This is a genomic window from Stenotrophomonas sp. YJH_SMC_54, from assembly GCF_059368435.1.
Window position 1 is genome coordinate 40,926 of record NZ_JCAFRS010000008.1, and the last position, 18,981, is coordinate 59,906.

Genomic DNA, 18,981 nt, shown 5'->3' on the forward strand with positions numbered 1-18,981 from the left:
TCTTTGTGACAACACGTCATGAGCTCAGTACACATGACATGCGCCCGCCTCCTGCCCGTGTCTCCTGCGATGGGGCCGAGCCCACGCCCGGCTGTTGGCAATCCCACGTGCCGCCTGAGCCGAGCTGGATTGGTCTTTAAGAGACTCACCCTGCGACACCCGGTCGCAGGCCTTCGCGCTACGCGCTTGACCAATGTCAAACCGCCCGCCGCCGCGCGGGCGTATTCCTATGCAGGACCCGAACACGCCGGCGCGGCCGGCATCCACAAGGACCCTGCGATGAGCTACACCCCCGACAACGCCCAGCTGCTGAACGCCATGCAGAACGTCATGGTGATCTCCACCACCGACCTGCAGGGCAACATCACCTACGCCAATGACCTGTTCTGCACGCTCACCGGCTTCGCCCGCGAGGAACTGATCGGCCAGCCGCACAGCATCGTGCGCCACCCGGACGTGCCCAAGGCCGTCTACAAGGACATGTGGGACACGATCAAGGCCGGCAAAACCTGGACCGGCATCGTGCCCAACCTTGGCAAAGGCGGCGTGCTCTACGTGGTCGACACCACCGTGCAGCCGCTGTTCGACGCCGATGGCAACATCACTTCGTACATCAGCATCCGCCGCGTGGTGAACGACCTGATGCAGAACTATGACCTGGTCGAGTTCAGCAAGGAAAAGTTCGACGACTTCTACGAGGCCGCGTGAACGCTCTCCCGACCAGTACGCCCTTCAGCCGTCTGCTGGTGGGTTTCGCGTCCGAGTCGGGCAACGCCCGCGCCCTGGCCCAGCGCCTGGGCGCGGAGCTGCAGCCGCATGGGCCGCAGGTGCTCCCGTTCAACGACATCGACGTAGCCAGTCTCGGCCAAGGCGATGTGCTGCTGGCGATCTCCAGTTCCTTCGGTGACGGCGAGCCGCCAGCCAATGGCGAGCAGTTCTTCGAAACGCTGCGCCGGATCCCGACGCTGAGCGGCCTGCGCTATGCAGTGTTCGGGCTCGGTGATACCGGCTACCCGAGCTTCTGCGGCTTCACCAAGGCGCTGGATGCCGCGCTGAGCGAGCGCCAGGCGCAGCCACTGCTGCGCCGCGTGGATGCCGACCTGGGCTACGAGCAGTTCTTCCAGCAATGGCAGCCGGTGCTTGGCCAGGTGCTGAACGGCAACCTCAGCGCTGGCCAGGATCTGCACCTGCAGGTCACCGCTTATGGCGAAGACAATGCCTTTGCCGCTCCCATCCTCGAACGCCGCCGTTTGAACAGCAGCGACCCGGCCGCCTGGCACCTGCAACTGGACATTGCCGGCAGTGGCATGGCCTACCGCGCGGGGGACACCCTGCACGTGGTACCCGAGAACGACCCTGCCTTGCTGCAGGCATTGGCTACCTGGTACGGCGACACCGCCGCCGTGGCCGCCCTGCACGACCGCGAGCTGCGCCTGCTGAGCAAGGGCGTGCTGCGCGAACTGGCCAAGCTCGGCGGCAGCGAGGTACTGAAGGGCCTGTTGAAGGTCAGCCAGAAGCGCGAGCTGGAAGCCTACCTGCACGGCCTGGACCTGCTGGACGTGCTGCAGGACCACGCCACGCCGGACAGCGTGCCGCTGGCCCGGCTGCGCGAACTGCTGTCACCGCAGCTGCCGCGTGCCTATTCGATCGCCTCACACCCGTGCGACGACCAGCTGAGCCTGTGCGTGCGCGAAGTGCGCTACCCCCTGCGCGGCCGCGAGCGCTTCGGCACCGCCACCGGCAGCCTGCTGCATGGCGGCGAGCACGCCCGTGTGTACTGCCGCTCCAACCCTGGCTTCCACCTGCCCGATACCGGCCAGGCGCCGCTGCTGCTGGTCGGCACCGGCACCGGCATCGCACCGCTGATGGGCCTGATGCAGGAGCTGCAGGCCAACGGCTGCGAACGCGAGGTGCACCTGGTGTTTGGCGAGAAGCACCGCCAGCACGATTACCTGTATCGAGACCAGCTGCAGGACTGGCACGCGCGTGGCGTGCTGGCCGGCCTGCATACCGCGTTCTCACGCGATGGCGCTGAAAAGGTCTATGTGCAGCATGTACTGCAGAAGCGCGCCAGCGAAGTGCGCGACGTCCTGGCCCGCGGTGGGCATCTTTACCTGTGCGGCAACAAGCACCATCTGGAAGGCGCGGTGCGCGAGGCCATCGATGCCATCGGTGGCGAAGGACACTGGGACGCGCTGCGCGGTGAAGGCCGGACGCACTGTGAGTTGTATTGATCCCTCCCACTGGACCGCACGAATCCTGGACCGGTAGAGCCGGCCGCTGGCCGGCTGCTCAGTACTCCTTGGTTGCCGGCCAGCGGCCGGCACTAACAGAACATGTAGCCAATCATCGCCTGTGCATCACGGTAGAGCCGGCCGCCGGCCGGCATTACCAGAATATGTAGCCAACCATCGCCCGTGCATCACGGTAGAGCCGGCCGCTGGCCGGCTGCTCAGGATACCGAGGTTGCCGGCCAGCGGCCGGCACTACCATCAGATGTGACCCACCGTCGCCGGTGCGTCCATCACGGGTCAACCGCCGACGATGCGACCATCCACCATGCGCGCCACCTGCTGGCCGAACATGGCCACGTCCTGTGGATCGTGGCTGATCAACAGCAGCGGAATGCCGGTCTTGTCCAGCACGGTCTCCAGCTCCTGGCGCAGATGCTGGCGCAGGTCATGGTCCAGTGCGGAGAACGGCTCATCCAGCAGCAGCGCTTGCGGCTGCGTCACCAGGGCGCGCGCCAATGCAGTGCGCTGGCGCTGGCCACCGGAGACCTGCGACGGCAGCAGATCGCCCACCGTGTCGATGCGGAATGCGTGCAGCCACTGCTCCACCGCATCGAAACGCTGGCCGACCCGCGGATTCAACCAGCCCTTCTGCAGCCCGAACGCCACGTTCTGGCGCACGCTCAGGTGCGGGAACAACGCGTAATCCTGGAACACGTAGCCCAGCCGGCGGCGCTGCGGCGGCAGATCCACAGCGGTGGCCGCGTCGAACAGGGTCTGCCCCTGCAGGCGCACATGGCCCTGGCCCGGCCGCAGCAGCCCGGCGACCGCCTTCAGGGTCAGGCTCTTGCCGGCGCCTGAAGGCCCGAACAGCACCACCTGCCGCTGCGTGCACTGCAGCGATACATCCAACACGAAATCCTGGCCGGCCGCCTGCAGGCGGCGCTGCACCTGCAGGTCAAGCCACATCACGCAGCTCCCGGCGACGTCCGCCCACCAGCCGCGCTGCCAGCAACAGGATCACGATGCACACCACCGAAGTCAGGATCACCAGCGCATTGGCCTTGCCATCCTGACCGGCCTGCACCGCCTCGTAGATGGCGATCGACAGCGTCTGCGTCCGGCCCGGAATGCTGCCGGCCACCATCAGCGTCGCGCCGAATTCACCCATCGCGCGCGCAAACGCCAGCAACAGGCCGGCCAGGATGCCGCGCCATGCCAGCGGCAGTGTGACGCGGAAGAACACCGCTGCTTCGGACACACCCAGCGTGCGTGCAGCCTGTTCCAGCTGCCCGTCCACTTCTTCGAACGCCGCGCGTGCCGGCTTGAACACCAGCGGCAGCGAAGCCACCGCCGCGGCGATCACCGCGGCCTGCCAGGTGAACACCAGGTTGATGCCGAACCACGACTGCAGCCACGCGCCGATCGGGCCGTTGCGGCCGATCAGCACCAGCAGGTAATAGCCCAGCACCGTCGGTGGCAGCACCATCGGCAGGGTCAGCAGCGAATCCAGCAGCTCGCGGCCGGGAAAGCGCCGCCGCGCCAACAGCGCGCCCAGTGCCACGCCCAGCACCAGATTGATCGCGGTGGCCCAGCCGGCCACCTTCAGCGACAACCCCAGTGCGCTCCAGTCCAGATCCATGCGTCAGGGCTTGCCGAACCCGTGCTTGGCCAGGATCGCCTGGCCCTGCGCCGAACGCACGAAGGCGGTGAAGCGCCTGGCTTCGGCCGGCTGCGCGCTGGCCCTGGTCACCGCCAGCGGATAGGCAATGCGCCCCGCCACCGGAACCGCGAAGGCGCGGCGCACGCGGTCGGGCATCGCCTGTGCATCGGTGGCATAGACGAAGCCGGCATCCACTTCACCGCGCGCCACGTAATCCAGCGACTGGCGCACGTTCTGCGTCGTGATGATCCTGCCCTGTACCAACGGCCACAGGCCGGCCGCTTCCAACGCACGCTTGGCATAGCGACCGACCGGCACGCTGTCCGGGTTGCCCAGCGCAACGCGCTGCACACCGGCACCGGCCAGGTCCTTCAAGGTGCGCGGCGCGGCCCTGGCCTGCGGCGGTACCACCACCCACAGCGCGTTCACCGCGAACACCTCGCGGGTACCGGCCGCCAGCAGGTCCTGCTGCTGGGCCTGGTCCATCGTGGTTTCATCGGCCGACGCGAACACATCCACCGGTGCGCCACGGCTGATCTGCTGCAGCAGCACGCCGGATGCGGCAAAGTTGAAATCGACCTTGGTTCCCGGGTGCGCCCTCTCATACGCCGCGCCCAGCTCGCGGAAGCTCTCGGTCAGGCTCGATGCCGCAGACACCGTCAGCTCGGCCGCCCAGGCCGGCACCGTAGCCAGCAGTCCCAGCAACAACAGTCCAGCTCGCTTCATCGTCGGCTCCCGGCCAGGTTCAGTTCGGATCGGATTCGTCGGCCACCGCCAGCGCTGCCAGGCGCTCGGGCTGCAGCAACAGGATCTCGCGCTGCTTCACCGCAATGATCCCATCATCGCTCAGGCGGCGCAGCACGCGGCTGGCGGTTTCCGGCGCCATCCGCAGGTAATTGGCGATCTCGGTACGCGCCATCGTCAGGTTGAAGCGCGTGGCGGAGAAACCGCGCCGCGCGTAGCGCTCGGACATGTCCAGCAGGAACGCGGCCATGCGTTCTTCGGTACGGTGGTTGGCGGCCAGGGTCGCGACCTTGCCGATCTCCGCACTGAGCAGGCTGAACAGCTTGGCCTGCAGCCCCGGCATGCGGGTCGCCAACAGGCTGAGCTTGGGGAACGAGATGCGGCACAGGTGCACGGTGTCCAGCGCCACCGCATTGCAGGGGAAGCGCGAACCGTGGATCGCGTTGAGGCCGATCACTTCGCCCGGCAGGCTGAAGCCCAGCACCTGCTCGTTGCCCTGGCTGTCATCGACGAAGGTCTTGACCATGCCCGCGCGCACCGCAGCAATCGAATCGAACGATTCGCCGGCGCGGAAGATGTAGTCACCTGCATGGAACGGACCGACATGGTCGACCAGCACGTGCAGGTCGCCCAGTGCGGTCTTGTCGTAACCCTGCGACATGCATGCGTCGGAGAACGCGCAGGTGCTGCAGAAGTGCAGTGCGTCGCCATCATCGGCGGCGGCGGGGTTGGGTGTGGCCCGGCCGAGACGGCCCTGCGAAGGCGGAATTGAAGACATCGGGGCAAGACTCAAGCGATGGCGGCCGCCGGCCGGAAGCATGCGGCCATCATACGCCACAGCAGGCGCCCTTCTTCGGCCAGGCGCAGCACGCGCGCATCCCACTGCGCCCAGCCGCGTGCCAGCAGCGGCGACAACGCGGGCAGCTGTTCGGCGAAACATTCCTCGAACGGTTCATCGTTGCGCCACTCGAAGGCAGCCGCATCGAGGGCGTGGTCACAGGCGATGCTCTGCGCCACTTCGGCCACCAACCGCTCGTCCTCGGACAGGATCAGCCCGGCGGAGACTCCCATGTGACCCGCCAGCAGCCGCGCACGCCATTCGCCCAGTTCGTCCTCCAGCCGGTAGAACACCTCGCCGATCTGGCTGCAGGCAGACAGGCCAAGCCCGATGAAATCACTGCGGTCGCGGCGTGGCACGCTGGCAAGATCGCAATGGCGCTGGCCATCGCCCGGACCGTGCGGGTTCGGCAGATCGCCGCGCTGATAGTGATCGCCACCAATCGGTTCGTAACCCGCAGCGCGCAGCAGGCGCCAGGCCTGCAGCCAATGGACGGCCGAGGGGTATTCTGGCAGCGCACACGGCGCCGGCAGCAGGATGCGCTCCGGTGCCTCGGCCAGCACCTCGTGCAGCCGTTCAATGAAGCCAGCGTCCTCGCTGCCGGGTACCCGCAACTGGTAGTAGCGCGCGGTGAAGCCCACCTGTCGCGCCTGTGCCAGCAGGGTCGGCCCCGGTGCATCGGCGCGATCGATCACGTTCAAACGGGTGCAGCCCACCGCACGCAGCTGCGCCGGCGCCAGCGCGCTGCCTGCGTCCAGCCGCACCTCCACCTGGGGCCGCGCCACGGTGCGCAGGTGCTGCGGCACCGCATCCAGCAGCTGGCCGAGCTGCGGCGGCGGCAACGTCTCGGCCAGCCCCAGCTGCAGTACCATCGCCACCACTTCACGGTCCTCGGCCAGCACGTCGGCCTGCAGCCGCAGCGCCAGCAGCAAGGTGTCCAGATAGGCCTGCGGCGGCACACCGCGCCCGCCACGACCGACCTGGAAGCCGAGCGTCAAGCCGCGTGGGATCAGGTGCTCATTGCTGGCGCGCATGGCAGCGCGCCAGCCGCTTTCGCCAAAACCAGTACTGAACTGGTCAGCCGGCGGAAACAGCACGTGCCGCGGTTGCCGCAGCAATGCAGCCTGCAGCGCAGTGTCCTCGCTCTCGTCAACGTGGAAGCTCATGGCAGACATCTTCGGGCGTTCCTCTTCGCGTGGCCCTGATTGAAATCAAGCGTGGCGCATCTGGCGGTTGCTGCCGGCCAGCGTCCGGCACTACCCCTTCACCCACCATTTGGTAGTGCCGGCCGCTGGCCGGCAGCACCCTCCACCCATCGCGCACCGTTCTGGTAGTGCCGGCCGCTGGCCGGCAAACACCTTCACCCACCGCGCACCCGCTCGGCGGCGGCCGCATCGATGGCTTCGGGCAGGTCGGTTTCGCGGTCGATCTGCGGGAAGTGGCGGCGTTCCATACGGCGGATCGCGAAGTGCATCCAGGCCAGTGCAGCGGCCACCAGCACGAACAGCAGCATGAAGCAGCTGCTCCAGATGCCCACCGCATCGTTCAATGCACCGAACACGATCGGCAGGATGAAGCCACCCAGGCCACCGATCATGCCAACCACGCCGCCCACGGCACCCACGTGCTTGGGGTAGTACACCGGGATGTGCTTGTAGACCGCGGCCTTGCCCAGCGACATGAAGAAGCCCAGCACGAACACCAGCACGGTGAACATCACCACGCCGATGGCCAGATGGAAGTGGATCGGGCCATGGATGCCCTTCACCACATACTCGGTATCCGGGTAGGCCAGCAGGAAGGTGCAGATGGCCGACACGCCGAAGGTCCAGTACATCACCCGGCGCGCCCCCATCCGGTCCGACATCCAGCCACCGACCACGCGGAACAGGCTGGCCGGGATCGAATAGCACGCCGCCAGCATGCCGGCGTGGCCCACGTCCATGCCATAGGCGCCCACCAGGTAGTGCGGCAGCCACAGCGCCAGCGCCACGAAGCCACCGAACACGAAGAAGTAGTACAGCGAGAACCGCCACACCTGCAGGTTCTTCAGTGGCGCCATCTGCTCGGCGAACGGCACCGGCTTCACGCCTTCGCGACGGCGCTGCTCCAGCGACGGATCTTCCTTGCTGAAGAGGAAGAACAGCACCGCCGTGACGGCCAGCGCGACGGCCCAGACCTTGGCGACCATGGTCCAGCCGGCCGCCACCATCACCAGCGGCGCCAGCAGCTTGGTCACCGCCGAGCCGATGTTGCCAGCACCGAAGATGCCCAGTGCGGTGCCCTGCTTGCTGGCCGGGAACCACTTCGAGACGTAGGCCACGCCCACCGAGAAGTTGCCGCCGGCGATACCCACGCACAGCGCGGCAATCAGGAACTGGGTGTAGGTCTGGGCATAGGTCAGCATCCAGGTGGCCACTGCGCCACACAGCATCACCAGCACCATCACCTTGCGGCCACCGAACTGGTCGGACCATATGCCGAGGAAGACCCGGCTGACCGAACCGGTCAGCACCGGCGTGGCGATCAACAGGCCGAACTGGGTGTCATTCAAGCCGAGCTGTTGACTGATCTGGATGCCGATGATCGAAAAGATCATCCACACCGCAAAGCACACGGTGAAGGCGAACGTGCTCAGCCACAGCGCACGTTGCTGCTGCCCGGCACTGGCGGGGGCAAGGGCCTGGTTCATGAATTCTCCTCGTTCAAGGGGGTTCAGCCGATATCCGCTTCGGCTTCGATCTCATCCAGCCCGCGCACCGGGTAGCGTTCCTGCAGCTGCAGCAGGTAGGCCTGCACTTCACGCTGGCGTACCTGCAGCTCCAGGTAGTCACGCAGCTGCGGCAGCACCGCCTCGAACGGCTGCGGCTGGCCTTCCTCGCGTGCATCGACGCAGACCACGTGGTAGCCCCAGCGCGATTCCACCGGGAAACCGGCCAGGCCCTCGCGCAGGCGGAACACCTGGCGGTCGAACTCCGGCGTGGTCTGCCCACGCTGCAGCCAGCCCAGGTCGCCGCCCTCGCTGCTGGATGGGCAACGCGAATGGCGCAGGGCGAAATCGGCGAACAGGTGCGGCGACTCTTTCAGCAGCCCGACCAGCCGCTCGCCCTCGGTACGTGCGGCGAAGCGCCCAGCCACGTCGTCGGCCGGCGCGGCCAGCAGGATATGGCGCAGACGCACGCGGTCGGGGGAGCGGAAGCGCTCCGGGTTCTGCTCGAAGTACCGGCGGCAGTCTTCATCACTCGGTACGCGGTCTTTGATCGCATCTTCCAGCAGCTGTTGGATCAGCACTTCCTCGTCGCTTACTCGGTTGCCCTCCGGCGCCTGCAGCCCAAGCCGCTGCGCTTCCAGGCGCAGCAGCTCGCGCACCACCAGTGCACGTGCCGCTTCGGCACGAGACTGCTCCGGGCGCATCGCCCGGTGGTGCTGCATCTCGCGGGCGATGTCGGCCTCGCTGATCGCGGTCTCGTCCACGAACAGCCGGCACGGTGCCGGCTGCCCGAGCGAGCGCGGCCCCTGCGCTGCCGCGTCATGGTGGTGCGAATGCGCCTCGGCGGGAACCGGCGCAGCGGAGTCGATCACGGTGATCGGCAGGAATTTCGGCAGGCTGCCCATGACTTACTCCCGCGGACCGTAGCGCAGCGTGGCCTGGCGGCGGCGCACCACCTGGTACGGCCTCCACAGGTAGCTGATCGGAATGCTCCACACGTGCACCAGACGGGTGAACGGCGCGATCAGGAACAGGGTCAGGCCCAGGAAGATATGCATCTTGTAGACCCAGCTGACGCCCTCGATGTAATCAGCGGCACCGGCACGGAAGGTCACGATGTGCTGTGCCCACTCGGCCAGCTGCACCATCACCCCGCCGTCCAGGTGGCCGGACGAGACGCGGATGCTGTACAGGCCCAGGCACAGCTGGGCGAACAGCAGCACCAGTACCAGGGTGTCACCGAAGCTGCCGGTAGCCCGAACACGCGCATTGAACAGGCGGCGCACCAGCAGGATGCTGATGCCGATGAAGCACAGTGCGCCGAACACACCACCGACCACCATCGCCAGCATCTGCTTCTGCGACGAGGTGATGAAGTGCTCGTACACCGCGTGCGGGGTCAGCAGGCCGACCAGGTGGCCGCCGAGGATGGCCAGGATGCCGATGTGGAAGCAGTTGCTGCCGAGCCGCATGCCCTTGTCCGACAGCATCTGGCTGGAGCCGGTGCGCCAGGTGTACATGGCCTTGTCATAGCGGGCCCAGCTGCCGATCAGCAGCACCGCTACGGCGATGTACGGGTAGTACTGGAAGGCGAATTGATGCAGGGAGTAACTCATGGCTGGACCTCTCGATGCGAAGGACGGGCCGGCGAACGCACGGGCGGCTTGCAGTCTTCGGCGGGGGCTTCGGCGCCGAAGCGCACCGCCTCCTCCTCCCACAAGCGGTCCATGGCCTCGGCGGTATCGTCGCGGACTTCCTCGCTGGCACGCTGGCGCAGCGCCTGCAGATCGGCCTTGCCGTCACCGGCTTCGACCAGGATCTCGAACAGCACCCGGTGCGGCAGCTCACGCTCGGCGGCACGCGCCGCCAGCATCCCGGCGATATGGCCGATGTGGTGCAGCCACTCGCGGGCCTCGCTGCCGGGGCGATGGGCCAGGAATTCCAGCAGCAACGGCAGGTAATCCGGCAGCTCGCGGGCATCCAGTTCAAAGCCGTTGCGGCGGTAGGTTTCGACCAGATCGACCATGGCCTGGCCACGGTCGCGCGACTCGCCATGGATGTGTTCGAACAGCAGCAGGCTCATCGAACGGCCGCGGTCGAAACTGGCCAGCCACGCCGCCTGCGCATCCAGCGCATCGGTGGCCAGCAGCTGCTGCACGAAGCTGCGCAGCTGCTGGCGGCGGGTGGCGTTCAGCGCCGGGTCGTCACAGGCGGCGAGCAGTTCCTCGCCGTGCTCCCACAGTTCTTCGCGGGGGTAGTCCAGCAACACCCCGACCAGCTTGAGCACGCTCATCACACCACCTCCTTGCGGCGGTGGTTCGGGCCCTTGTCCACCACGAAGGTGGTGGTCTTGCGCTGGCCGAACAGGTCGGCCGGGCTGTCACCATTGCAGCCGTTGCCGAAGGTGAAGCCGCAGCCACCGCGCTCGCCGAAGGCGTCGTTGGCGTACTCGCGGTGGCCGGTCGGAATCACGAAACGGTCCTCGTAGTTGGCGATGGCCAGGTAGCGGTACATCTCTTCCACCTGGGCGATGCTCAGCCCGGTCTGTTCCAGCACGGCGGTATCTTCCACGCCGTCCACGTTCTTGGCCCGGCGCCAGGCACGCATCGCCATCAGCCGCTCCAGCGCGCGTACCACCGGCGCCTCGTCACCGGCCGTCAGCAGGTTGGCCAGGTAGCGCATCGGAATGCGCAGCGACGCCACGTCCGGCAGTTCCCCGCTCATGCCCACGCGGCCACGCTCGGCGGCAGACTGGATCGGCGACAGCGGCGGCACGTACCAGACCATCGGCAGCGTGCGGTATTCCGGGTGCAGCGGCAGCGCCAGCTTCCAGTCGATCGCCAGCTTGTACACCGGCGACTGCTTGGCAGACTCCAGCCAGCTGTCCGGGATGCCCTCCTTGCGCGCGGCGGCGATCACCGCCGGATCGTTCGGGTCCAGGAAGATATCCAGGTGGGCCTGGTACAGGTCCTTCTCGGCGGCCACCGAAGCGGCCTCGGCGATGCGGTCGGCGTCGTACAGCATCACGCCCAGGTAGCGGATGCGGCCCACGCAGGTTTCCGAGCACACGGTCGGCTCACCCATCTCGATGCGCGGGTAGCAGAAGATGCACTTCTCCGACTTGCCGCTCTTCCAGTTGTAGTAGATCTTCTTGTACGGGCAGGCCGACACGCACATGCGCCAGCCGCGGCACTTGTCCTGGTCGATCAGCACGATGCCATCTTCCTCGCGCTTGTAGATCGCGCCCGAGGGGCACGCCGACACGCACGCCGGGTTCAGGCAGTGCTCGCACAGGCGCGGCAGGTACATCATGAAAGTCTTCTCGAAGGCGCCGTAGATCTCCTTCTGCACCTGGTCGAAGTTGTAGTCGCGCGATCGCTTGCTGAACTCCGAACCGAGGATCTCCTCCCAGTTCGGGCCCCACTCGATCTTCTGCATGCGCTCGCCACTGATCAGCGAACGCGGCCGCGCGGTGGGCTGGTGCTGGCTGTCCTTGGCGGTGTGCAGGTTCTGGTAGTCGAAATCGAACGGCTCGTAGTAGTCGTCGATCTGCGGCAGGTCCGGGTTGGCGAAGATCTTGGCCAGCATGCGCCAGCGGCCACCCGCGCGTGGCACCAGCTTGCCGCTGCCGGTGCGCACCCAGCCACCGTTCCACTTCTCCTGGTTTTCCCATTCCTTCGGGTAGCCGATGCCCGGCTTGGTTTCCACGTTGTTGAACCAGGCGTACTCGACGCCCTCGCGCGAAGTCCAGACGTTCTTGCAGGTGATCGAGCAGGTATGGCAGCCGATGCACTTGTCCAGGTTAAGCACCATCGCGATCTGTGCACGGACCTTCATCACACCACCTCCTTGCTGGCCGATGCCGAAGCACCAGCGGGCTGCTCATCGGTCGCTCCTGCGCGTCCTGCGCCCGCGACACTCGAACTTCCTTGTTCATCGTCCAACCAATCGATCTTGTCCATCTTGCGCACGATCACGAACTCATCGCGGTTGGTTCCGCAGGTGCCGTAGTAGTTGAAGCCGTAGGCCAGCTGCGCGTAGCCACCGATCATGTGGGTGGGCTTGAGCACGATGCGGGTCACCGAGTTGTGGATGCCGCCGCGGGTGCCGGAAATCTCCGAGCCCGGCACGTTGATGATGCGTTCCTGGGCGTGGTACATCATCGCCATGCCCGGCATCACGCGCTGGCTGACCACCGCACGCGCGGCGATCGCACCGTTGACGTTGAACAGCTCGATCCAGTCGTTGTCGACGATGCCGGCGCTGCGCGCGTCGTCCTCGCTGATCCACACGATCGGGCCACCGCGCGACAGTGTCTGCATGATCAGGTTGTCGCTGTAGGTACTGTGGATGCCCCACTTCTGGTGCGGGGTGATCCAGTTCAGCACGATCTCCTTGTTGCCGTTCGGGCGCTGGTTCAGCAGCGGCTCCACCGTGCGCGTGTTGACCGGCGGCCGGTAGCCCATGAACGCCTCGCCGAAATCGATCATCCACTCATGGTCCTGGTAGAACTGCTGGCGACCGGTCACCGTGCGCCACGGAATCAGCTCGTGCACGTTGGTATAGCCGGCGTTGTAGCTGACGTTGTCGTCTTCCAGGCCCGACCAGATCGGCGAAGAGATGATCTTGCGCGGCTGCGCCTGGATGTCACGGAAGCGGATCGCCTCGTGCTCCTTGCCCACGGCCAGGTGGGTGTGCTCGCGGCCGGTGAAGGTGCCCAGCGATTCCCAGGCCTTAACCGCCACGTGGCCGTTGGTTTCCGGCGCCAGGTGCAGGATCACTTCGGCCGCGTCGATCGCGGTCGAGATGGCCGGGCGGCCCTGGCTTACGCCTTCTTCGTGCACGGTGTGGTTCAACTTGCCGAGGAACTCGACCTCGTGCTTCGTGTCCCAGCTCATTCCCTTGCCGCCGTTGCCCTGCTTGTCCAGCAGTGGGCCGAGCGAGGTGAACTTGCGGTACAGGTTCGGGTAGTCACGCTCCACCACCGTCATCGACGGCATGGTCTGGCCCGGGATGGCCTCGCACTCACCCTTCTTCCAGTCGGCCACGCCGAACGGCATGCCCAGCTCGTTGGGGGTGTCGTGCAGGGTCGGCACCAGCACCAGGTCCTTTTCCACGCCCAGCACGCCGGGCGCCATCTCGCTCACGGTGCGGGCCACCTCCTTGAAGATGTCCCAGTCGCTGCGCGATTCCCACGCAGGGTCCACCGCCTTCGACAGCGGGTGGATGAACGGGTGCATGTCCGAGGTGTTGAGGTCGTCCTTCTCGTACCAGGTGGCGGTCGGCAGCACGATGTCCGAGTACAGCGCGGTGGTGCACATGCGGAAGTCGAGCGTGACCAGCAGGTCCAGCTTGCCTTCCGGCGCCTCGTCGCGCCACTTCACCTCCTGCGGCTTCACTGCGCCCATTTCGCCCAGGTCCTTGCCCTGCAGCCCGTGGCGCGTACCCAGCAGGTGTCGCAGCATGTACTCATGGCCCTTGCCCGAGGAACCGAGCAGGTTCGAGCGCCAGATGAACATCATGCGCGGGTGGTTCTGGCTGGCGTCCGGATCGGCGAAGGCGAAGTCCAGCGAGCCGTCCTTGAATTTGCCCAGCGCGTAGTCCGCCGGGGCCACGCCGGCCGCTTCGGCCTCGCGTACCAGCTGCAGCGGGTTACGGTCCAGCTGCGGGGTGCTCGGCAGCCAGCCCATGCGCACCGCGCGCAGGTTCAGGTCGGCCAGGCTGCCGCTGTACTTGCTGGCATCGGCCAGCGGCGACAGCAGCTCGTCCACCTGCAGCTTCTCGTAACGCCACTGCCCGGTGTTGAAATAGAAGAACGAGGTGCCGTTCATGTGGCGCGGCGGCTTGCTCCAGTCCAGCCCGAACGCGAGCGGCTGCCAGCCGGTCTGCGGGCGCAGCTTTTCCTGGCCCACGTAATGCGCCCAGCCGCCACCGGTCTGGCCCACGCAACCGCACATGATCAGCATGTTGATCAGGCCGCGGTAGTTCATGTCGTTGTGGAACCAGTGGTTCATGCCCGCGCCGACGATGATCATCGATCGGCCGTGGGTCTTGTCGGCGGTACGCGCGAACTCGCGGGCGATCTCGATCACCTCGGCGCGCGACACGCCGGTGATGCGCTCCTGCCACGCCGGTGTGCCCGGCACCATGTCGTCGAAGCTCGATGCCACGTTGCCGCCGCCAAAGCCACGGTCCACGCCGTACTGGGCCAGCAGAAGATCGTAGACCGTGGCCACCAGCGTCTCGCCGCCATCGGCCGTGGCCAGCCGGCGCACCGGAATGTTGCGATCCAGAACTTCTTCGGCCGGCGCGGCGGTCCAGCCGTCGCTTTCAATGCCACCGAAGTACGGGAAGCTCACTGCCTCGATGCCGTCGTTGGCCTCGGACAAACTCAGGCGCAGGCGTGTGTCAGCGCCGTTGCTGGCCTTCTCTTCGATGTTCCAACGACCCTTCTCGCCCCAGCGGAAACCGATTGAGCCATTGGGCACCACGATCTGGCCGCTGTTCTCGTCGTAGGCCAGGGTCTTCCAATCCGGGTTGTTGGTTTCACCCAGCCCGCCCAGCTCACTGGCACGCAGGAAGCGGCCCGCCACCAGGCGGCCATCGTCACGGCGCTCCAGGCGCACCAGCATCGGCATGTCCGAGTACTGGCGGCAGTAGTCCTGGAAATACTGCGAGGGCGAATCGACATGGAACTCGCGCAGGATCACATGGCCGAAGGCGAACGCCAGCGCCGCGTCGGTGCCCTGCTTGGGGTGCAGCCAGTGGTCGGTCAGCTTGGCCAGCTCGGAATAGTCCGGGCAGATCGCCACCGTCTTGGTGCCGTTGTAGCGCGCCTCGGTGAAGAAATGTGCATCGGGCGTACGCGTCTGCGGCACGTTCGAGCCCCAGGCGATGATGTAGCGACTGTTGTACCAGTCGGCCGATTCGGGCACGTCGGTCTGCTCGCCCCAGATCTGCGGCGAGGCCGGCGGCAGGTCGCAGTACCAGTCGTAGAAGGACAGGCAGGCGCCACCCAGCAGCGACAAATATCGCGCACCGGCGGCGTAGGACACCATCGACATCGCCGGAATCGGCGAGAACCCGACCACGCGGTCCGGGCCGTACTGCTTCACCGTATACAGGTTGGAGGCGGCGATGATCTCGTTGGCCTCTTCCCACTGCAGGCGCACGAAGCCACCCATGCCGCGGCGGGTCTTGTACGAACGCGCCTTCTCCTTGTCCTCCACGATGCTGGCCCAGGCATCGACCGGGGCCTTGCTCTTGCGTGCTTCGCGCCACAGGCGCAGCAGCGTGCCGCGGATCAGCGGGTACTTCAGCCGGTTGGCGCTGTACAGGTACCAGGAATAGCTGGCGCCACGCGGGCAGCCACGCGGTTCATGGTTGGGCAGGTCCGGGCGTGTGCGCGGGTAGTCGGTCTGCTGGGTTTCCCAGGTGACCAGGCCGTTCTTGACGTAGATCTTCCAGCTGCAGGAGCCGGTGCAGTTCACGCCGTGGGTGGATCGTACGATCTTGTCGTACTGCCAGCGGGCGCGGTAACTGTTTTCCCAGTCGCGGCCCTCGCTCTTGGCAAAACCATGGCCATCGGCAAAGGTCTGGGGGTCACGCTTGAAGAACTGCAAGCGATCGAGGAAATAACTCATCGGGGATCTCCCTTTGCGGACATCGGCATCGTGGCTGTGTGTGTCATCTGGCTGCGGTGCGTTTTCATGTCGTCAGCAGGGTGTCTCGGCACCGCGCCGGTAGTACCACCACCAGGTCACGGCCAGGCAGGTGACATAGAAAACAACGAATCCGTACAGCGCCATGTCGGGGCTGCCGGTCAACGTAATGGACGAGCCGTAGCTCTTGGGAATGAAGAAACCGCCGTAGGCACCGATCGCACCGGAGAAACCGACCACTGCGGCCGACTCGATGCTGGCCTGGTGTGCGGCCGTGGCCTTGCCCTCGGCGTTGTCGTTGGCCGACCAGCGCTCATGCAGGGTGCGGAAAATCACCGGGATCATGCGGAAGGTGGTGCCGTTGCCGATGCCACTGAGCACGAACAGCGCCATGAAGCTGAGCAGGAAGCCGTAGAAGTTGCCGCCCTGGCCATCGCTGGGCAGGAAGTGCAGCACGCCGAACACTGCCGCGATCATCAGCGCGAACACCCAGAAGGTCAGGCGTGCACCACCCCAGCGGTCGGCCATGCTGCCACCCACCGAGCGCATCAGCGCGCCCAGCAGCGGGCCGATGAAGGCGTAGGCCAGCGGGTTCACGTCCGGGAACTGGCTCTTCACCAGCATCGGGAAGCCGGCCGAGAAACCGATGTAGGAACCGAAGGTGCCGATGTACAGCCAGCACATCAGCCAGTTGTGCTTGCGGCGGAAGATCACCGCCTGCTCGGAGAACGACGAGCGGGCGCTGGTCAGGTCGTTCATGCCGAACCAGGCCGCGATGGCGCACAGCGCGATGGCCGGCACCCAGATGAAACCGGCGTTCTGCAGGAACAGCGGTGCCCCACCCTCCACCGCGGGCTGCGGTGCACCACCCAGCGCACCGAATACGCCCACGGTGATGACCAGCGGAATCACCGCCTGCGCCACCGACACGCCCACATTGCCCAGGCCGGCGTTCAGGCCCAGCGCCAGGCCCTGCTTCTGCTTGGGGTAGAAGAAGGAGATGTTGGACATCGACGACGAGAAGTTCGCGCCGCCGAAACCACACAGGATCGCGATGGCCACGAACACCCAGTACGGCGTGGCCGGGTTCTGCACCGCAAAGCCGAGCCAGAGCGTCGGCGCCAGCAGCGACGCGGTGGACAGCGCGGTCCAGCGGCGGCCGCCGAAGATCGGGATCACGAACGAATAGAAGATGCGCAGGGTCGCGCCGGACAGGCTGGGCAGTGCCACCAGCCAGAACAGCTGGTCGGTGCTGAAGTTGAAGCCGATCTTCGGCAGGCTGATCGACACCGCCGAGAACAGCACCCAGACCGAGAAGGCCAGCAGCAGCGAAGGGATCGAGATGACCAGGTTGCGGGTGGCGACCCGCTTGCCGGTGCGCTCCCAATAGCCGGGATCCTCCGGCGTCCAGTCGCTGATGACGCGACCGGGACTGGCAGTGCTGCGGACAACAGGATCGCTACCGACGGTCATACATGGCTCCAAGGCTGTGGAATGACGTGGGTACTGCGTTTCAAGTTGTAACCCGTCGTCATGCAGCCATTAGGCCGTGCAGCACGGACGACGGGGTTGATCTGGATCAATCAAGGGCCGGTTTCCACCCTGCCCCTGACAAATGTCAAACCGATGAAGCGGTGCTGCGGCGGGTCACCCCGCGCTGGCGCACGCTGTCGCGCACGTCCACATCGAACTGCAGCTGAAGCTGGCTTCCATCTTCCAGGGCAATGTCGAATGGCAGGCCATCGCGGCACGGCAGCCGCGCCGCCAAGGCCTCGACGGCCGAGCGCGGCAGTACCAGGCGGCAGAAGGTGCCTCCGTCGAGCAGTACCGGTTGATCGCCGCCATGCAGCGACACCGCCATGCCCCAGCCTTCGATACCGCCGAAGCGGGTCATGTTCTCGACCGTTTCACCGGCCAGCAGGCGCGCCAGCTCGGCCTCGTCCAGGCGAAGCCGTACCGATTGGTCCTGCAACTGCACTTTCATGACGCAACATCCTCCCATTGTTCGGGGGTATTGCAGTTGACCAGCCCGGCCTCGTCAACCGGCGCCAGCGCCACGGAATTCACGCCAAGACGACGCTGCAGGGCCTGCAGCGAGCGCGGACCGTCCGGGTCGCCCAGCATCGATTCAAGTACGTTGCGACAAGCATCGTCTATATCCACCAGCATGGGCAGGGGATGGCCGGCAAAGATCGTGCATGGACCGCGATGGCCGTCACGCAATTGCTGCAGCAATCGCGGCGGCAGCAGCGGCGTATCCACCGGCACCACCCAGGCCGGGCCATCGGGCATGCGCATCGCCACGCTGTAGAGCCCGCCCAGCGGCCCGCAACGTGCCACGCGGTCCGGCACGCCGCCGAACGCCGGGTAATTTCCGCTGACCCAGACCTCGCGTGCGCCAGCCTGCATCAACAGGCCCCGCATGTGTTCCAGCAAGGTCCGCCCCTGCCACGGCAGCAGCGCCTTGTCGCGGCCCATCCGGGTGGACAGGCCGCCGGCCAGCACGATGCCGTTGACGCTCATCGCCGTAGAGCCACGCCATGCGTGGCTGCGCCGGCCGGGTGCTCGGGAAAGGCCTCATCCACGCATGGCGTGGATCTACTGAACCCCGCGCCGCCCTGAAGGGTGGGGTCAATGCCCGTGGTCGTGCGCATGATCATGGGCATGGGCGGGTTCGCTGTCCGCATGGCACAGGCTGCAACCCTCGCTCCACTCGCTGTCGCCGTCCTCGTAGTGCTCCTGCTTCCAGATCGGGCACTGGTGCTTGACCACCTCGATCAACTGCCGGCACGCGCGGAACGCTTCGTCGCGGTGCGGGCTGCCCGCGGCCACCACCACCGCCACATCGCCGATGCCCAACCGGCCCTTGGCGTGGGCCACATACAGCTTCAGCTTCGGACCGAACGCCGCCTCGACCTCGGCGGCCAGGCGCTTGAACTCGTTCAGCACCAGCGGCTCGAACAGGTCGTAGGTGATCCCGGTCACCAGCCGGCCGATGTTGACGTCGCGCACCTTGCCGATGAACACGTCGATGCCGCCGAAGCCCGGATCAGAGACCGCAGCAATGCCCTCGGCTGGATCGATCGCCGCCTGCGCGCGGTCCACCACCTTCGCGATGATCTTCTCGCTCATCG

Annotated in this window: 17 protein-coding genes; 2 read left to right on the forward strand and 15 right to left on the reverse strand. The window is 66.3% G+C overall.

Going from position 1 to position 18,981, the window contains the following annotated elements:
* Window positions 1-279: 279 nt before the first annotated feature.
* Both AC5P5S_RS11125 and AC5P5S_RS11130 read left to right on the forward strand, forming a co-directional pair.
* Window positions 280-708: a PAS domain-containing protein gene (locus AC5P5S_RS11125; RefSeq protein WP_005409905.1), complete on the forward strand. Its 429-nt coding sequence runs from the start codon at window positions 280-282 to the stop codon at window positions 706-708.
* Window positions 705-2,234: a diflavin oxidoreductase gene (locus AC5P5S_RS11130; RefSeq protein ID WP_062606545.1), complete on the forward strand. Its 1,530-nt coding sequence runs from the start codon at window positions 705-707 to the stop codon at window positions 2,232-2,234. Before AC5P5S_RS11125 ends, AC5P5S_RS11130 begins: the two co-directional genes overlap by 4 nt.
* A gap of 297 nt (window positions 2,235-2,531) precedes the next feature.
* Here the strand turns inward: AC5P5S_RS11130 and AC5P5S_RS11135 are convergent, their stop codons facing one another.
* The 15 genes from AC5P5S_RS11135 to AC5P5S_RS11205 all read right to left on the reverse strand — a co-directional run bounded on the left by AC5P5S_RS11135 (window position 2,532) and on the right by AC5P5S_RS11205 (window position 18,979).
* Window positions 2,532-3,200, reverse strand: coding sequence for a sulfate/molybdate ABC transporter ATP-binding protein (locus AC5P5S_RS11135; RefSeq protein WP_059034611.1), 669 nt, complete (start codon window positions 3,198-3,200; stop codon window positions 2,532-2,534).
* Window positions 3,190-3,873 (reverse strand): molybdate ABC transporter permease subunit, encoded by a 684-nt coding sequence (modB, locus tag AC5P5S_RS11140; RefSeq protein ID WP_005409908.1) that lies wholly within the window; start codon window positions 3,871-3,873, stop codon window positions 3,190-3,192. Before modB ends, AC5P5S_RS11135 begins: the two co-directional genes overlap by 11 nt.
* Window positions 3,874-3,876: 3 nt before the next feature.
* Window positions 3,877-4,620 carry a molybdate ABC transporter substrate-binding protein gene (modA, locus tag AC5P5S_RS11145; RefSeq protein ID WP_049397975.1) on the reverse strand — a complete coding sequence of 248 codons (744 nt, stop codon included), beginning with the start codon at window positions 4,618-4,620 and terminating at the stop codon, window positions 3,877-3,879.
* A gap of 19 nt (window positions 4,621-4,639) precedes the next feature.
* A complete protein-coding gene (locus AC5P5S_RS11150) occupies window positions 4,640-5,416 on the reverse strand; it encodes a helix-turn-helix domain-containing protein (protein WP_010485317.1) in 777 nt (258 codons plus the stop codon).
* Between the two features lie 11 nt (window positions 5,417-5,427).
* On the reverse strand, window positions 5,428-6,642 hold the full coding sequence (locus AC5P5S_RS11155) for an oxygen-independent coproporphyrinogen III oxidase (RefSeq protein ID WP_044570336.1): 1,215 nt from the start codon (window positions 6,640-6,642) through the stop codon (window positions 5,428-5,430).
* Window positions 6,643-6,836: 194 nt separating this feature from the next.
* Window positions 6,837-8,168 carry an MFS transporter gene (locus AC5P5S_RS11160; protein ID WP_012480466.1) on the reverse strand — a complete coding sequence of 444 codons (1,332 nt, stop codon included), beginning with the start codon at window positions 8,166-8,168 and terminating at the stop codon, window positions 6,837-6,839.
* Between the two features lie 23 nt (window positions 8,169-8,191).
* Window positions 8,192-9,091 carry a peptidylprolyl isomerase gene (locus tag AC5P5S_RS11165; protein WP_012480467.1) on the reverse strand — a complete coding sequence of 300 codons (900 nt, stop codon included), beginning with the start codon at window positions 9,089-9,091 and terminating at the stop codon, window positions 8,192-8,194.
* 3 nt (window positions 9,092-9,094) lie between these two features.
* Entirely contained in the window at window positions 9,095-9,802 is a 708-nt protein-coding gene (narI, locus tag AC5P5S_RS11170; RefSeq protein WP_005416840.1) for a respiratory nitrate reductase subunit gamma, read from the reverse strand.
* The gene (narJ, locus tag AC5P5S_RS11175; protein ID WP_043396264.1) at window positions 9,799-10,479 is read right to left on the reverse strand and encodes a nitrate reductase molybdenum cofactor assembly chaperone; all 681 of its coding nucleotides are present in this window, start codon (window positions 10,477-10,479) and stop codon (window positions 9,799-9,801) included. Before narJ ends, narI begins: the two co-directional genes overlap by 4 nt.
* Complete coding sequence (gene narH, locus AC5P5S_RS11180) at window positions 10,479-12,023, reverse strand: nitrate reductase subunit beta (RefSeq protein WP_043396267.1); 1,545 nt, start codon at window positions 12,021-12,023, stop codon at window positions 10,479-10,481. Before narH ends, narJ begins: the two co-directional genes overlap by 1 nt.
* Window positions 12,023-15,829, reverse strand: coding sequence for a nitrate reductase subunit alpha (locus AC5P5S_RS11185; protein WP_062606549.1), 3,807 nt, complete (start codon window positions 15,827-15,829; stop codon window positions 12,023-12,025). The genes narH and AC5P5S_RS11185 overlap by 1 nt, the downstream gene beginning before the upstream one ends.
* Window positions 15,830-15,901: 72 nt before the next feature.
* The gene (locus AC5P5S_RS11190; protein ID WP_012480472.1) at window positions 15,902-17,320 is read right to left on the reverse strand and encodes a NarK family nitrate/nitrite MFS transporter; all 1,419 of its coding nucleotides are present in this window, start codon (window positions 17,318-17,320) and stop codon (window positions 15,902-15,904) included.
* A gap of 145 nt (window positions 17,321-17,465) precedes the next feature.
* Window positions 17,466-17,831, reverse strand: a complete 366-nt coding sequence (locus AC5P5S_RS11195) for a DUF7009 family protein (RefSeq protein ID WP_012480473.1) — start codon at window positions 17,829-17,831, stop codon at window positions 17,466-17,468.
* Complete coding sequence (mobA, locus tag AC5P5S_RS11200; protein ID WP_012480474.1) at window positions 17,828-18,370, reverse strand: molybdenum cofactor guanylyltransferase; 543 nt, start codon at window positions 18,368-18,370, stop codon at window positions 17,828-17,830. The genes AC5P5S_RS11195 and mobA overlap by 4 nt, the downstream gene beginning before the upstream one ends.
* Window positions 18,371-18,478: 108 nt before the next feature.
* Window positions 18,479-18,979, reverse strand: coding sequence for a molybdenum cofactor biosynthesis protein MoaE (locus AC5P5S_RS11205; protein ID WP_012480475.1), 501 nt, complete (start codon window positions 18,977-18,979; stop codon window positions 18,479-18,481).
* Window positions 18,980-18,981: the final 2 nt, after the last annotated feature.